The 15,645-nt window shown below is 53.8% G+C and carries 17 protein-coding genes; 12 read left to right on the top strand and 5 right to left on the bottom strand.

Annotation, left to right across the window (positions count from 1 at the left end; all coding sequences use genetic code 11):
• Position 1 precedes the first annotated feature (1 nt).
• From yqiA to nudF, 4 genes are read right to left on the bottom strand one after another with little or no spacing between them, the layout of a single operon-like run.
• Complete coding sequence (gene yqiA / locus AC4PCC_RS02940; RefSeq protein WP_492126347.1) at positions 2–583, bottom strand: esterase YqiA; 582 nt, start codon at positions 581–583, stop codon at positions 2–4.
• Positions 584–586: 3 nt separating this feature from the next.
• Entirely contained in the window at positions 587–1,414 is an 828-nt protein-coding gene (gene cpdA, locus AC4PCC_RS02935) for a 3',5'-cyclic-AMP phosphodiesterase (RefSeq protein ID WP_492126346.1), read from the bottom strand.
• A 47-nt stretch (positions 1,415–1,461) separates the two neighbouring features.
• A complete protein-coding gene (locus AC4PCC_RS02930; protein WP_067706219.1) occupies positions 1,462–1,887 on the bottom strand; it encodes a DUF1249 family protein in 426 nt (141 codons plus the stop codon).
• Entirely contained in the window at positions 1,884–2,519 is a 636-nt protein-coding gene (nudF, locus tag AC4PCC_RS02925; RefSeq protein ID WP_492126345.1) for an ADP-ribose diphosphatase, read from the bottom strand. The genes AC4PCC_RS02930 and nudF overlap by 4 nt, the downstream gene beginning before the upstream one ends.
• A gap of 211 nt (positions 2,520–2,730) precedes the next feature.
• Here nudF and tolC point away from each other — a divergent pair, with 211 nt between their 5' ends.
• Positions 2,731–4,239 (top strand): outer membrane channel protein TolC, encoded by a 1,509-nt coding sequence (gene tolC / locus AC4PCC_RS02920; protein ID WP_492126344.1) that lies wholly within the window; start codon positions 2,731–2,733, stop codon positions 4,237–4,239.
• A gap of 148 nt (positions 4,240–4,387) precedes the next feature.
• Here tolC and AC4PCC_RS02915 read toward each other — a convergent pair whose 3' ends face one another.
• A complete protein-coding gene (locus tag AC4PCC_RS02915; RefSeq protein ID WP_492126343.1) occupies positions 4,388–4,600 on the bottom strand; it encodes a hypothetical protein in 213 nt (70 codons plus the stop codon).
• A 79-nt stretch (positions 4,601–4,679) separates the two neighbouring features.
• Here AC4PCC_RS02915 and acpS point away from each other — a divergent pair, with 79 nt between their 5' ends.
• From acpS to AC4PCC_RS02860, 11 genes are all read left to right on the top strand, one after another.
• Positions 4,680–5,048, top strand: coding sequence for a holo-ACP synthase (acpS, locus tag AC4PCC_RS02910; RefSeq protein ID WP_492126342.1), 369 nt, complete (start codon positions 4,680–4,682; stop codon positions 5,046–5,048).
• 16 nt (positions 5,049–5,064) lie between these two features.
• Positions 5,065–5,820 (top strand): 3-oxoacyl-ACP reductase FabG, encoded by a 756-nt coding sequence (fabG, locus tag AC4PCC_RS02905; RefSeq protein ID WP_492126341.1) that lies wholly within the window; start codon positions 5,065–5,067, stop codon positions 5,818–5,820.
• A 64-nt stretch (positions 5,821–5,884) separates the two neighbouring features.
• Positions 5,885–6,427, top strand: coding sequence for a 3-hydroxyacyl-ACP dehydratase FabZ family protein (locus AC4PCC_RS02900; RefSeq protein WP_067706352.1), 543 nt, complete (start codon positions 5,885–5,887; stop codon positions 6,425–6,427).
• A gap of 21 nt (positions 6,428–6,448) precedes the next feature.
• Entirely contained in the window at positions 6,449–6,781 is a 333-nt protein-coding gene (locus tag AC4PCC_RS02895) for a phosphopantetheine-binding protein (protein ID WP_492126340.1), read from the top strand.
• Between the two features lie 2 nt (positions 6,782–6,783).
• On the top strand, positions 6,784–8,034 hold the full coding sequence (locus tag AC4PCC_RS02890; RefSeq protein WP_492126339.1) for an aminomethyl transferase family protein: 1,251 nt from the start codon (positions 6,784–6,786) through the stop codon (positions 8,032–8,034).
• Positions 8,034–10,595 carry a beta-ketoacyl synthase N-terminal-like domain-containing protein gene (locus AC4PCC_RS02885; protein ID WP_492126338.1) on the top strand — a complete coding sequence of 854 codons (2,562 nt, stop codon included), beginning with the start codon at positions 8,034–8,036 and terminating at the stop codon, positions 10,593–10,595. Before AC4PCC_RS02890 ends, AC4PCC_RS02885 begins: the two co-directional genes overlap by 1 nt.
• Complete coding sequence (locus AC4PCC_RS02880) at positions 10,592–11,839, top strand: beta-ketoacyl synthase N-terminal-like domain-containing protein (RefSeq protein WP_492126337.1); 1,248 nt, start codon at positions 10,592–10,594, stop codon at positions 11,837–11,839. The genes AC4PCC_RS02885 and AC4PCC_RS02880 overlap by 4 nt, the downstream gene beginning before the upstream one ends.
• Complete coding sequence (locus AC4PCC_RS02875) at positions 11,836–12,909, top strand: hypothetical protein (protein WP_492126336.1); 1,074 nt, start codon at positions 11,836–11,838, stop codon at positions 12,907–12,909. The genes AC4PCC_RS02880 and AC4PCC_RS02875 overlap by 4 nt, the downstream gene beginning before the upstream one ends.
• Positions 12,906–13,622: an ABC transporter ATP-binding protein gene (locus tag AC4PCC_RS02870; RefSeq protein ID WP_492126335.1), complete on the top strand. Its 717-nt coding sequence runs from the start codon at positions 12,906–12,908 to the stop codon at positions 13,620–13,622. Before AC4PCC_RS02875 ends, AC4PCC_RS02870 begins: the two co-directional genes overlap by 4 nt.
• Positions 13,612–14,307, top strand: coding sequence for a hypothetical protein (locus tag AC4PCC_RS02865; RefSeq protein WP_492126334.1), 696 nt, complete (start codon positions 13,612–13,614; stop codon positions 14,305–14,307). The genes AC4PCC_RS02870 and AC4PCC_RS02865 overlap by 11 nt, the downstream gene beginning before the upstream one ends.
• Positions 14,304–15,629: an ABC transporter permease gene (locus AC4PCC_RS02860; protein WP_492126333.1), complete on the top strand. Its 1,326-nt coding sequence runs from the start codon at positions 14,304–14,306 to the stop codon at positions 15,627–15,629. Before AC4PCC_RS02865 ends, AC4PCC_RS02860 begins: the two co-directional genes overlap by 4 nt.
• Positions 15,630–15,645: the final 16 nt, after the last annotated feature.

The following is a 15,645-nucleotide window of genomic DNA, read 5'->3' as shown; positions in this document are numbered from 1 at the left end:
TTCAGGCGGAAGATAAGCCCAGGAAGTCGAGAATCGGGGAGAAATGGCGTTCGAATCCGATAAAAGCGTGATTTCCGCCCTCTTCCACCGTCTGGCGGCAGGGGCTGTAATAGTCCAGAGCCTGGCGGTAATCGAGCACTTCATCACCCGTTTGCTGGATCAGCCAGAGCAGATCCGGCGATGTTAACGGGTCAATCTGCATCGCTTTCAGATCGTAAATATGGCGAGACTCTAACACATATTGCTGGCCGGTGTATGGGTTCTCGTTGTCGCCAAGATAATCCGTGAGCAGCTCAAATGGCCGCACGGCGGGATTGACCACCACGGCCGGTAAGCCAAATCGCTGGGAAAGCCAGGTGGCGTAATACCCGCCCAGCGACGAGCCGACAATGCCCAGCGGCTCACCGGGCAGAGCGAGCACCTGCTCCTCCAGCAGTGCGCCTGCGTCAGCCGGGAAAGCAGGCAGTTGCGGAACCAGAAAGCGAATCGCGGGATGCTGCGCGCGTAGCCACTGGCCGAACTGCGTCGCCTTGGCCGAGGCAGGTGAGCTGTTAAAACCGTGAAGATAGAGCAACGTGGCCATCAGTCAGTACCCTTCAGAATCGAGATTCGGGGTGAATGTCCGGGTTTGCAGCCGCTCAGTCACGGTGTCAACCCGCCCGTCCGCAAAGAGATCCAGCCAGCGCCAGCCCGGTGCCTCGGAATCAATGGTAAAGCTGGTGCAGTGCGGTTTGAACTGTACGCAGGTTGAGGGCGTGGCCAGCAGACGCCGACCGTTCCAGTCGAGATCGAGTTCCTGATGGATATGGCCACAGATTAACGTCTTCGCCAGCGGATAGCGCTGCAGTATGGCATCAAGCATGTGCGCATTGCGCAGGCTGTGCTGATCGAGCCAGCTACAGCCTGAAGGCTGCGGATGATGGTGCAGCAGGATCAGGTGATGGCGCTGAGGGTACGCCGCCAGCGCATTTTCCAGCCACTCCAGCTGATACTCGCTGAGTTCACCGTGCGGCACACCATAAACCTGACTGTCCAGCAGCAGCAGCTGCCAGCTATCGCCGATCAGCACCTGCTTTTCATCGGCGATTTGCGCACTGGCAAAGGTGCTGAACATAGCGGGTTGGAAATCATGGTTGCCCGGCAGCCAGACGCAGGGCGCTGGTAGACGCGCGATGCCCTCAGCAAAATGCTGATAGGCTTCAACCGTATGATCCTGAGCCAGATCGCCCGTTGCGACGATCAAATCATATTGACGCGCACCAGCCAGAATGGCTTCCAGTACGGCGTCAAAGCTGGCCCAGGTGTTCACACCCAGCAGCGTTTCGTTTTTACCGGCAAACAGGTGGGTGTCCGTTATCTGCAATATCCTTGCCTCTGCCCCACTCGTTACCGGAAGTTTTAACAGGCTATCCAATCAAAGTCCTTAGGGTTAACGCCATCTCCGCTTGCCTTGTCAGCGACTCAACAAACCGGTACGGCCATCGCGCCATGCGCTAAACAGTAGCGCAACCAGTCCGCCAGGAACTGGTTTATTTGATGCTTTTCATCACGCTGATGGAGCTTTTTATTAGGATAATCATAGCGCGCTTTAAAGCGAAAGATCTGCTGGGTTGAACACACTTCCGCCACCATGGCGTCGTGGTAAAGGCGAACGGACAGCGCAGGCAGGCTCCAGTAACTCACCGCCGGGAAAGTTTGTTTAATCTCTACCAGCGTGGTGTAGCGCGTCGACTCCTGAATCGTTACCGAGTAACGGGCGTCGTTAACCTGATAGGTCACTGATTCACCCGCCTGGTCGTTTTTCGGCAGCAGGCGACGCAGCTGGGCGAAATTAGTTTCGCAGATCCGCATCATTTCAGGGAAATCAGGTGTGTAGCGCTTAATCATTCGGGTTTCCACTCTTCTCTTAGCGTTTTGTGGTGCAGTTCCAGCCATTGCAGAGCGATGACCGAGGCCGCGTTATCTATTTTACCCTCCTCTACCCAGCGGTACGCCTGGCTGCGGCTGACCACATGGACAAGAATATCCTCATTCTCTTCCTCCAGACCGTGGTTTCCCTGAGCCACGCTGGCATCCACTTCACCCACCAGAATCGCCAGCCTTTCGCTGGTGCCGCCCGGGCTGGCCAGATAACTGAGTACCGGCCTGACCCGCCCCGGCGTTAATCCGGCTTCTTCCTGCGCCTCACGGCGCACAACATCTTCCGGCGTCTCGCCGGGTTCTATGATACCGGCGACTAATTCTAACAGCCAGGGCGTAGAACTGCTGTCCCAGACGGGAATACGTATCTGTTCAATCAGGACCACTTCATCCCTTACCGGGTCATAGGGTAGCAGTACCGCTGCATGTCCGCGTTCAAAGACCTCTCTTTTTACCTCGCCACTCATCTCACCGTTGAACATACGGTGGCGAAAACGGTAGCGTGTCAGCGAAAAAAAACCACTGTAGAGCGTCTCACGTGCAATAATTTCTACATCGTTTTTGGTGAAAGTCACTGGGTATTTTTTGTCGTTTTCCATCGTTCCTCTCCCGTCGGAGTGAGTGGCAAAATCGAGAAAAAATTCCCGAATTCGCTGAGAGTGTGGTTCTTAATGAATTATTTGAGTAAATTAAGGCAACATGGCACGTTCAGCCAACTTATCTCTTCCGTGTACTCGTTAAAATCGGCGATTATTTTTTGGCTTACGTCAGCGCTACCATAGCAATTTTGCTGCACTACAAGGAATGCAAATGAAGAAACTGCTCCCGTTACTTATCGGCCTGAGTCTGGGCGGCTTCAGCGTCGGCAGTCAGGCGGAGAACCTGCTGCAGGTTTATCAGCAGGCCCGGTTGTCTAACCCCGATCTGCGCAGTTCTGCAGCCGACCGCGATGCGGCCTTTGAGAAAATCAACGAAGCGCGTAGCCCACTGCTTCCTCAGCTCGGTCTGGGTGCTGATTATACTTATAATAATGGATATCGCGACAGCAGTGGCCTGAACTCTAAAACGGCCAGCGGCTCGCTACAGCTGACGCAAACTATTTTTGATATGTCAAAATGGCGCGCCCTGACCCTGCAGGAAAAGCAGGCGGGCATTCAGGATGTCACCTATCAGAATGCACAGCAAACGCTGATTCTGAACACGGCGACCGCCTATTTTAACGTGCTGAATGCCATTGATACGCTCTCCTATATCGAAGCGCAGAAACAGTCAATCTACCGCCAGCTCGATCAGACCACCCAGCGCTTTAACGTAGGTCTGGTCGCGATTACCGACGTGCAGAATGCCCGCTCACAGTACGACACCGTGCTGGCCAACGAAGTGACCGCGCGTAATGCGCTGGATAACAACGTGGAAACCCTGCGTCAGGTTACCGGCAACTACTACCCAAGCCTGGCCTCGCTGAACGTTGACAGTTTCAGAACCGAGAAACCTCAGCCGGTTAACGCGCTGCTGAAGGAAGCGGAAAGCCGCAACCTGAGCCTGCTCTCCGCGCGTCTGACTCAGGATCTCTCCCGTGAAGAGATTCGCCTGGCGGAAACCGGCCATATGCCGACGGTGGATCTGACGGCCTCTACCGGTCTGACTAACAGCAAATACGGCGGCCGCTACGCAGAACGCTCCACTTCGACCACTGATAATATCAGCGGATCTAACCAGGTGGGCCTGAGCTTCTCCCTGCCGCTGTATAGCGGCGGCTCGGTCACTTCACAGGTGAAGCAGGCGCAGTATGCTTTCGTCTCCTCCAGTGAGCAGCTTGAGAGCGCGCACCGTTCGGCGGTTCAGACCGTTCGTTCGTCGTTCAACAACGTGAATGCCTCTATCAGCAGCATTGAAGCCTATAAGCAGGCGGTGGTTTCCGCTCAAAGCTCTCTGGATGCGATGGAAGCCGGTTATCAGGTTGGTACCCGCACGATCGTTGACGTGCTGGATGCGACCTCAACCCTGTATAACGCGAAGCAGCAGCTTGCCAATGCCCGCTACAGCTACATGATCAACCAGCTGAATATCAAATCAGCGCTGGGTACCCTAAACGAGCAGGATTTGCAGACGCTGAACAGCCGTCTGGGTAAAGATGTTCCCACGTCGCCCGAGACCGTCGCGCCTGAAACGCCGCAGCAAAATGCCTCCGCTGACAGTGGCGATACCTCATCGGCAGTGAAAAAAACCGCGGCTGATACGGGCAACACAGCAGCAGCGCCTGCGGCGGTTCACCGTAGCGCACCGGTCAGCACCCGCCGCAATCCATTCAGTCACTGATTATCCCCCCCAGGGCAGTATTAACTGCCCTTTATTTCAATACTCACGCCTCATACCTCAATAATAATACGCGCCTCTTTATTTAAATTTTTTTCTATTTCACGATTGTACGCCCTGTGTTGAAATGCGTCTCAAATTTATCCACCGATTAATTATCATGCCCTTCTTCAGGCACTATATAAATAACCACAGGCGTAATTAAAACTGGAAAAATATCACCGGTGTTGTCTGAATAATTTTCATAAAAGCAGATGGCGATTACAGGCTCGCTTTTTAAAAGCTCCCAACGCCACTTTGTTAACGCTATAAATGTTCTGTAGCGTTTTAAGAAAATTAACAAGGCACTTAAAAAAACACTCATGGACGCCCCACAGGTTAAATAATGATGAGAGAACAAAATCATTAAAAATAAGTGGGGAAATTAAAGGATAAACAGATCGGTGAATCTTGGTGTGGATATAGTCGCCATAGATCGTCTCGCAGGCGCTCTTACCAACAGCGGTGATGCATTTATTTCTCGCGTACTCACGACACAGGAAAGAATATATCTGGAACCAGTACGGGATAATACTGAGCGATTTGCCGGTTTTTGGGCAGCGAAAGAAGCGGCCGTTAAAGCACTGGGGCTAGGATTTCGCAATGGCATCTCCTTTCACGATATAGAAATCGTTCATGATGAACACGGATGTCCCCGCTATCAATTCAGTGGGGAATTTTTGAGGCTGGCGAGTGAAAAAAAAATTCAGTCGGCAACCTTAAGTATTTCGCACTGTTCCACCTATGCGGTGGCTGTAGCTGCACTAAGCTAAGCGCTGGAGAATATTAATGATTTGTTATCCCGATCTTGCTGATAAAAATGTTGTCGTTACCGGCGCCAGTGGCGACATCGGCATCGCTATTTGCCGACATTTTCTACGTCAGGAGTGTAATGTCTACGCCGTTTATAAAAATAACCCGGAGCTGCTGCAGGATCTCAAAAATACCCATCCGCAGGCTGCGCGTCTGGAACTCTGCCGCTGTGATATTACCCAACGCGACGAAGTCGGGCAGCTTGCTAACGCTATCGGCGAAAAGATCGAAGCGCTGCATATTCTGGTGAATAACGCAGGCCTGTGCAGGGATACGCTCTTTTCAGAAATGAACTGGCAAATGTTCGACGACGTTATGCAGACAAATCTCTACGGCACTTTCAATATCTGTAAGGCGATGATTCGGTTACTGAGTCTGGCTGACGCGGCCACCATCGTTAATATCGCCTCCGTAGCCGGTATTACCGCCAGCTTTGGACAGACCAACTACAGCGCGGCAAAAGCGGGCGTGATTGGCTTTACGCGCACGCTGGCCGCTGAGTTTGCCACCCGTGGGATCCGGGTGAACGCCATTGCCCCTGGCGTGATTGATTCCCGTATGGTGAAAAAAGTCCCTCGTCAGATCATGCGCTCAATAATGACGGCTATCCCCCTTCGCCGTCAGGGGAGCGTTGATGAGATCGCCAGCGTTACGACGTTTTTAAGCTCCTCCGAGGCCAGCTACATCGTCGGTCAGACGCTGATCGTCGACGGCGGTCTGATTATGCGATAGCGAATAAAGGATTACACGAGTGAAAAACAGTAAAAGCCTTGTCTCACCGCAGCTGCTTCTGAAGATGGGCGCGTGGCGCTCACCGATATTTATGGTAGATCGCATCACTGATTTCAGGCCTGGAGAAAATGGCACGATCACCGTAATGAAACATGTCTCTTTTAACGATCCCTATATCAATGGGCATTTCCCGGATAACCCGGTAATGCCCGGCGTGATGATTGCAGAGATATTTGGTCAGGCAAGTGAGTATCTCAGCCTGCTAAATGATTACTGTCTGGCGCATTATAAGGTTTGCGGCAGCGAACTAAAAAAATTCGATGATATTTCCCAGTCGCTCCATACGCAGGAAGGGAAAGAACGGGTACTGGCTGAGAGACACCGTATTGTCGGCTTTCTGGCCGCACAGGATCTTAAATTCAAACATGTCGTTGTACCTGGTGACACCATTGAAGTGACCAGCCAGCTCAGTATGTCAGACAGCCACGGATTTTATCATTATAACGTTAATGCACGGGTAGGCAGGCATATCGCCAGCCAGGGAAAAATTATCAATTTTCGGGTCGAGCGCGCCCGGGCTGAAAACCGTGGTGCAGTGATTAATTAATAAAATGGAGAGGTCGACCTCATGGACAGAACAGAACTTGAAGCAGCCATCACGGAACGCAAAGAAACACTGCTCAACGTAAAACGCGGGCTTATTGAACGCCTGAACCTTTATCATACGCCAGAACAAATTGATGATGATACGCCTCTGTTCGGCAGCGGATTAAAACTGGACTCCGTTGACGCAACTGAACTCCTGGTGTTGCTGGACAAGAAATTTGGCATCCGCGTAGGAGAAGGGGACGACCCGTCTTATATGCGCAGTGTGAATACGCTAACCTCTTTTATTATTGAGAAAAAGCACAGCGAAGCCTTAGAAAATAGCAACGATCTTGTCCCGAGCGGGGAGCAATAAAAATGAGTAATCTTTTATTTGAACTGCACCAGCATAATCATGTCGTTATGACGGAACGCAACGGGATTAAGATACCGGCTCACTATCACACACCGGAAAAAGAGCATCGTGCCGTCCGCCAGAATATTTTACTGTGTGACTATTCCCATTTCGGTAAGGCAAAAATCAGCGGAGAGAGTGCCTGGGAGCTCCTTAATGTCCTGGTAAGCGGTGACGTTTCTTCTATTCGTGATGAGCAGGCAATGTATACGCTAATGCTGGATGACCAGGGCCAGATTATTACCGACCTGTATATCCTCTGCAACGAAGAGTCTTATCTGCTTTTTTCAGAGTGGATGACCGGTGAGGCGCTGTGTGAAAGGATCACGGCGCTGATGGCTGAGCGCGGCGGCGAATTCGACGACATTGAACAGATTATACCGCTGAATGAACAGGGGCTACTGCATATCGAAGGCCCCTACAGCTGGGAGCTGCTGGTTGAACTTTATGGCATGGACATCGCGGGCCTTCCCTTTCAGGAACATATGCATGTTTGTGATGAGCTGATCCTTTTGAGAGCCGGTAAGCACGGTGAGTTTTCTTATAAACTTTTTGGTGACTATGCCTCGCTGGCCGATGCCTGGCAGCAGCTGGTTGAGGCGGGTGAAAAATTCGATCTCTGCCAGGGCGGCCTGGACTATCAGCAGCAGGTGCGGCTGGAAAACCCGTGCTTTATCCCCACGCCATTGCTGTCCCTTAGCCGCTGCCCGATAGAGCTACAGCTACAGTGGATGGTGCGCTATGACAAAGATGAATTCATCGGCATGGAAGCCCTCAAAGGGCGGCTCGACGCCGGGCCGCATCGCCGCGCGATCGGGATGAGCATTGATGGTCAACCAGCCGTGACGCTCGCCTTTGGCGATGAGGTGTTCCTTGATGAAGAAGTGGTCGGCGTGGTCATTGAATGTGGCTACTCTGCGGATATTGATAAAACCATCGGCCGCCTTTTTGTCGACAGCGAATTCGCCTGGGCCGATCTCTCTCATCTTACGGCCCGCAGCAGCAACGGCGATACGATCGCGCTGCGCACGGCTGCCGTTCCTTTCGCCCGCAACTATAGCTTCCTTATTAACCCCGCCGAACACAGCTATATCGACAAACGCCGTCCTCGCGATCTCCTGCAGCAGTTTGAGTGGCAGAAAGAGCGTGAAGAACAGGAAAAAGCTGCTACGCCTGCCGCCCCGGCGGAAATGAGTATTCAGGGAATGAAATAATGCTAACACAGCGCAAGCGGGTCGTGATCACCGGCATGGGGCAGCTTTCATCTATCGCCAGCAACGTGCCGGAGTTCAAACAGGCACTGTTGAATAAAACCTGTGGCATTCGGCCCAGCGAGAAATATCATCGCTGGTTCAACGATGCCAATGCTTCAGAGGTACTGCAACCGATCGAACTGCCCGGCCTGAGCCCAGAGCAAATTGCCTCGCTGGATAATGCGGCTCTGTGGGCTTACAAAGTAGGCCTTGAAGCGCTGGAGGCGGCACGTTTGCAGGAGGCAGAACAGCGTGCGAAGACCGCGCTGATTATCGGCGTCTCCTCCGCCGGCACGGAAGCCTTTATCCCACTTTTTGAAAACCAGCCCGATGATTTCTCACTGAAAAAGGCGATTGTTTGTGGCTGTTTTTCATCCTGTAGCGCGATTGTATCCTCCCTGCTGGGCCTGAAGGGCGGCTTTGAACTACTGGCTACAGCCTGTACGGCCAGTACCAACGCGATGGGCATTGCGTTTGACCTGATCCAGAATAATAAAAACAGTACCGCGCTGGTGATTGGTACCGAGCCTATCTATTTGCCCACCTTCGCCGGTTTTTATGCGCTTCAGGCCATGAAAACCACGCCCACCAGCCCCTTTTCAGGTACGCCAGGCATGTCGATAGGGGAAGGGGCCGGTGCGCTGCTGCTGGAAGAGTACGAGCATGCCCTGGCCCGCAGCGCCACCATCTATGGCGAAATGGTGTCGTATGCCACGTCCGGGGACGCCTATCACGATACGGCTCCCGATCCGCGAGCGGAGGGTGCCGTTCAGGTGATGAACGATGCACTGGCAAACGGCCAGCTGGCGCCGGAGGACATTGACTATATCAATGCCCACGGAACCGGCACCGAAGCCAACGATCGCTGTGAAACGCTGGCGATGAAAAAAGTGTTCCCACAGATTGCCTCTCTGCCGGTCAGTTCAACGAAATCCTATATTGGGCACAATATCGGTGCCGCTGGCATCATTGAGATGATCGCCTGCTTCCTTACGCTGCCAGACGCGCTGATTTTGCCGACGCTGAACTTCGGCACACCGCGTATCAACTGCGATCTCAACTACGTGCCAAACGACTTTCAGCAGGGCCACGTTGGCCTGTTTATGAAAAACAATTACGCCTTTGGCGGTAACAACTGCTGCGTTATCGCCACGCCTCACGCGGGAAGCGCACCAGAGACAGCATACAGGTCGCGTCGGGTGGCGATCACCGGGCGAGGGATGGTGACGTCACAGGGACACGACGTCCGATCCGTGCTGGATCGTATCTGGCAGGAAACCTCACCGCAAAACCTCACTGAGTTAACGCTGGACGATGAAACGCAGCAGCTGTTTGAAGCCATGATCGCCAATCTTCGGGGACAGAGTGAGGTTGAGGCCTTTCTTTTTGAGCGCTACGGCGATGGTGACGCATGGCGCAAAAAGCTCAAGGGAAAAACCTGGCAGCATCAGGTGACGGAGATGGAACCGCGCAAGTACCTGCGTCGCTTTGATGCCCGCAAAGCCGATGATGTCAGCACCTTTGCCTTGCTGGCGCTGACCCAGTCGATGAAGGAAGCGGGCCGAAAAATCAGACGTGACGGCCATCGGCTTGGCTTAATTTTAGGCATGTCGCGGGGGCCTCAAAGACGGGTCGAGCGCTATCTCAACAGCCTCTATCCTGATCCGAACAACGTGCGCACCTCTGAATTCCCAGGTTCGCTGATGAATGCCATCTCAACCTTTTGCTCAATTTCGGAAGGAATAAAAGGCTATAACACGACGCTTGCCACCGGGATCAACGCCGGCCTGGGCGCCCTGACCTATGGCTATGAACTGGTTCGCCAGGGTTTGCAGCCGGAAACCATCGTCGGCGGTGCCGATGAGTTAATGAATCCTTTTTCCGTTTATCTTCAGTCTCTGCATCGCAACCTGCTAATTACCGATACGCCGCAGGCGTATCAAATTTATAGCGATCGCTTTAACGGTTTTTTGACCGGCGAAGGATCGGGGATGCTGTTTCTGGAAGATCTGGAGCGGGCGGCGAAACGGGGTGCACCCGTCCTCGCAGAAATCATCGGCTATGGCAAAGCCAACGATACCGGCTATTTCAGCGTTGAAAATACCGCGGGCAACGCCGAGGCCATGGCCACGGCCATCCGTCAGGCGCTGGAAGAGGCTCAGTTGAGTATTGATGACGTTTCCCTGATTTGTGGCTCAAGCATCGGCACCACCAGCAGCGATCGCGCAGAAGTTGATGCCGTGCGCCAGGTCTTTGCCGATCGGGCCGCCACGATCCCTTTTGTGAACTACAACGCCTGGTTCGGTGCGGTTGAGTCCTGTATGGGAATTCTGAATCTGATTGTGGTGACGGAAATTATGCAGCGCGGAGAGATCCCACCGCTGCCCTATACCCAATCCTTCTGCGTGGATGATATTGACTTTGTTACTGAGCGCCGTCAGCAGCAGGTGGATACTGCCTTAATACTGGGTTCAACCGAAGGGGGCAATCATTATGCGATCGTGCTGAGGAAATGCTCATGACGCCCTCCCAGCCGGTAGCCGTGATCGGCAGTGGTACCTTTAGCGCCTTTGCCAGCGACGTCCCCTCGCTGATAGCAGCCCTGGCCGGGGGTCACTATACGCCTTCGCGCCCCTGGTTCAGCTCCGCGCGAGCGCAGACGGCAATGAAGATGGCGATCAACCCCCGCCACTCGCCGTTTCCGGCGCAGAAGCATCACTGCGCCCTGACCTTCCGTCAGGTGCTGCAGGTGCTGAAAAACGTCATCGATCAGGCATTACAGGAGGCTGGACAGACGAAAGTGCTGCTGGCGGGGGAGCGCGTGCGGGTGTACCTCGTCGGCAACGGCTTGCGCACCGATATTTCTGAGGTAGTAGCCTACCAGGATCGCAACGATCCGGAAGATCTGCTTTATTACCCTGCGATCAAAAGGCTGCATGCGGGCTCCTATGCTCAGGACAGGCTAAGTGAAGCGCTGGCAGATTATTATCAACTTACCCGCCCCCCTGCCACCCTTTACAGCGCCAGCGCCTCCTCGATGTCTGCGGTGCATCTTGCACGCGCCGCTGTGCACAGCGGGCTGGCAGACGTGGCCCTGGTAGTAGGATGGGTCGATATTCTCACCCAGGATATGCTTTTTCTGGCGGCACAAAATATGCTCGGTGAGAGTGCGGCAAGTCCCTTCAATGGCCATGCCAGCAGCGTCCTGATGTGTAACGGCGCCGCTGCCCTGCTGATGTGTAGCGAAAGTATCGCTCGTCACGCCGGGCTTGAACCTGAATGCTATCTGGACAGCTGCGTCAGCTATCAGCACAGCGGTATGCGTGATAACGCCGCGATAAGCGATTTTCGCACCATCATCCACTCTATTGAGCAAGCGATGGCACAGGCCGGTATCAGTGCCGCAGACGTCGGCTGCCTGTTCCCCCACGGCAACGGCATCCCCATCAGCGACAATACCGAAACCATGGCTATCCGGAAAATCTGGGGCGAGGACGGTGTGCCCGTTGTCAGCTATAAAGCGCAAATCGGCTATCTTTCAACCTGTAGTGCGCTGGTGGATTTGATTGTGGCCTGTGATGCGCTTAAGCAGCGACGCCTGCTGCCTTTTCACACTCAGCTACCGTCAACCGCGCCCCCCCGACTCCGGCTACATACCAATAAGGGTTCCTGTCAGCTTCCTGGCCGCCATATCGTTAAAACCGCCATGGGGATGGAGGGCTCCATCGTCAGTGCCGTACTCTCAGGCCAGGACAGAACGGTATGATTGCCACATCAGCCATGCCGATGAGTCTGGTATCAATGCAGATGCAGGAACCTACCAGCCAGCCCGTGCTTTTCAGGCCTGGCTGGCACAATGTCTGGGAAGCCTCGCTCTGTAAAAAAGCCAGCCGCCATCTTCGTACCCACAACTGGATGTTCCAGCGTTTCGGCGGTGATGCACCGCTTACGCCACGTAAAACGCATCTGCGCGATGCGCTGCACGCCTTTAACGATACCTGCCATCTGGCATTAAACACCCCTGAAGCGCAGCGGCATCTTCGGCGACGCAACGCGCAGAATGCGATGATCTTTTTTGATTCCTGGGGTGAAAGCAGTCTGTTTGAGGCGATTGATAACTGGCGGGACTCACTCTTCTGCGATATTTTGCCGAAAAAAATCGCCTGGACGTACAAGATCCAGGCTTTCAGCAGCAAATTACGCGGCGAACGTAACGGCTTTTTGCTGGCGCTGGAGATGGCTCAGGACTGTCTGCATAGCGGCGTGGCGGATAATGTAGTGATCTGCGGTCAGCACCGGCATTACCCGGTAATGACCCTGTCAGAAACCCTCAGCTGGCCAGCGGGGAAAGCCCGTCATCATGGCGGCGGCAATACTCTGTTCGCGGTGGAACGCAATGTCTGCCTGCTGGTAAGCCGGCTGACGGACAGTCTGCCGACGCTTTCAGTCAGCCCGCGACGGATCCTGCCGCAACGGACCAGCGCCGCCGTGGCCCAGCTGACCGCATGCTGGCAGGAAGCGGACTGCGCACAAATCTACAGTACTGCACCGCCCACGCCTGCACTGCTAAGCATAAACCAGCGTGCTGCCGCGCCTTTTTCCTCACATCTTCCCCTTTATACACATTACGGAGACAGCGGATGTCTGAATCCAGCACTCGGCCTTCACCTCTGGCATAACGCTGGTGCGCCTGCAGGGTCAGGTCTGATAAGTAGCCTGCACGCGGGTCACCGCCTGTGGCTGGTGCGCTGTCAGCCTGCTACGGCATCCTGTGGGGAGAGTGATATCGGGCAGTTTGTTCATGAAGAGAGACGTAACAGGGAGAAAACGTTATGAGTGTTGCTCATCCCATCCGGGCTCTGCCGCTGGCGATACTGCAAAACGCCAGTAAAAGCTATGGCAGTGCGGCTAATCCAATTCACGCCCTGCATGCTATCACTACCGAGATCCATGACGGTGAGTTTATCGCGCTCTGTGGCCCTTCAGGCAGTGGTAAAAGCACCCTGCTCAATCTGGTCGCGGGCATTGATGAGCCAACGGGGGGAAAGGTGTTTTTGCTGGGACAGGACCTTGCCCTGCTGAATGACAGACAGATGGCTGCCCTGCGGGCCGACGCCATAGGCTTTGTCTTTCAGTTTTTTAATCTGCTGCCGGTGCTCAGCGTTTTCGACAACGTCTATTACCCGCTGATGCTTAATGGGTTCCGGCGAAGTGAAGCCCGCGAATACGTTATGCATATCATTGAAAAAGTCGGCCTTATCGATCACTACCGTCGTCCGCCAGGCGAATTATCCGGTGGTCAGCAGCAGCGCGTTGCGATTGCCCGTGCACTGGTAAAAAAACCGCGTCTGGTGGTGGCCGATGAACCGACGGGCAATCTGGATACCCATACGGGTGAAGAGATTATCGATCTGCTCCTGACGATGAATCATGAACTGAAAACGACCTTCATAATTTCTACCCACTCGCCCCTGCTGCGCGATCGGGCCAGGCGCGTGGTGCAAATTGAGGATGGCAGAATTAAGGATGATTTCGTTAATGCTAACTAATCCCCCCCTGATGCGACAGAGTCGCCTGATTGTGCTGTTGCTGGCCCTGACGGGCACCGTCTGTGCTGCGCAAGAGGATCTGGACACCTGGCTGGCACCACTTGCCGAGAAAAATGTCACGGCCAGGGCGCTGCTGCTGATGAAGGATAAGCGGGACACCGGCCAGCTTAACCGCGCCGTCTCCCTGTTACAGCAGCATCTCATCGCCTCGCCTGAAGACCGCACGGCAAAAATGTTCTATGGCTATGGACAGCTCTTTCTGGCGGGTGATTATATGTTGAAAAAGAACTACATGCGGGCGGCCGAACTGTCGAAACAGGGCTATTATGCCATCGACGAAGCCGCTGAGCAGGAACCGGAAAACACACTGCTGTTCTACCTGCGGGCGCGAATGAATGCATTTGTTCCCGCTGAGAGTGGTCGATGTGTGGTAGCCAATAAGGATTTAAACGCCCTGCGAAGCCCGCCCCTGCCCACCTCGCTCACCCCAATGCTTACGCTCATGCGGGCACGCGCGGCGATGAGCTGTAACCAGTCTGAAAAAGCCGCGCAGGCATGGAATGCGCTACGCGCCATGGGTGCAGCAGGAGAACCGCTCTACCGCATTCAGTCCGGTACGCCCCCCGACTGGACGCCCGGGGAGAGACTCGGTGTACTGATGCCGCTTCTGGAGGCGCAGCCATGAGCAATATTCTTTTTTGGGTTGCCAATATTCTAATTGTCTGGTCACTCTGTATTGTATTCATCACGCTGGTGCGGAAGCCGACGGATATTCGCTACACTTTTTTAAACTTATTCCGCCATCGTCGCCGTTCCGCCGTTACGCTAATAGCGATCACCTTAGGGGGTGTAGCCGTTTTTATTTTTGGCGGTTTTGTTGATTACTCTTTTTACGCTCTTCGCGAACAGACTATTCGCACCAACCTGGGCCATATACAGATTTACCAGCAGGGCTACATGGCTAACGGTAACAGTCGATCGCTTCAGTTCACCATCAAGGATTATGCCCCTGTTAAGGCGACATTACTGGCAGATCCCTTTATTGCTGAGCAGACGAAAACCATCACGGGCCAGCTTGAATTCTCAGGCATTATTTCTCAGTACGATAAAGGCGTCTCGACTTTCTTTGCTGGCGTGGGCATTGAACCGCAAACGTCCCTGCTGCTTGGCGCGCTGGACAGTATTATTTCCGGTAGCGATCTCTCGGCGGTTAAACCGCTAAATATCACGCTGGGCAGCGGCGTTTCCAGCATGCTTTCGGCGGGATACGACGACTGGACCGATCTCCTGGTCGTCAATCCTGAAGGGGGCCAGAATGCTATGTCGGCTCAGGTTCGCGGCGTCTTCCGCTCAGGCATTAAGGATTATGACGACACGGCGGTGAAAATTCCCCTTGCGACCGCGCAGCACCTGCTGCAAACGCAGGACGTCAGTAAGATAATTATGCTGCTGCAGGATACCAGTCAGACCCAGGCCGTTCTGGAACGGGTCAGAGCGCTGATTAAAGAAAATAATCTGCCGCTGGAGGCCCACTCATGGGATGAGCTGGCCATTTTCTATCATCAGGTCGTTAATCTGTTTGAAGGGATATTCCTGTTTATTAAAACTATCGTCAGCATCATCGTAGTATTTATGATTGGTAATACCCTGATGATGAACGTTATTGAACGTACGCGAGAAATAGCCACCCTGCGCGCGCTGGGTTTGAGTAAGGCCTATATCGGCCGTCTGTTCATTCTCGAGGGAATTATTATCGGCATTATTGGTGCCATTCTCAGCGTAGGGTTAGGCCTTATCGTTGCCATGATTATCAATATTAACGGCGTACCGATGCCGCCCTCCCCGGGATATACCAGGGGGTATCTGGCTTTTGTCATGTGGGATCAGGATATGCATCTGTTCTGGTTCTCCTGTGCCCTGCCACTGGTTACTGCGTTAATTGCCTCAATTATTCCTTCGCGACGAGCGGCCAATCTGGTTATCGCCGAAGCATTTCGTTTTGTCTGAATCAGGGTTATCAGTT

It is taken from the genome of Erwinia sp. L03-1, assembly GCF_058686115.1.
The sequence above is the reverse complement of the archived record's forward strand: the minus strand, read 5'-3'. Positions and strand labels throughout refer to the sequence as shown.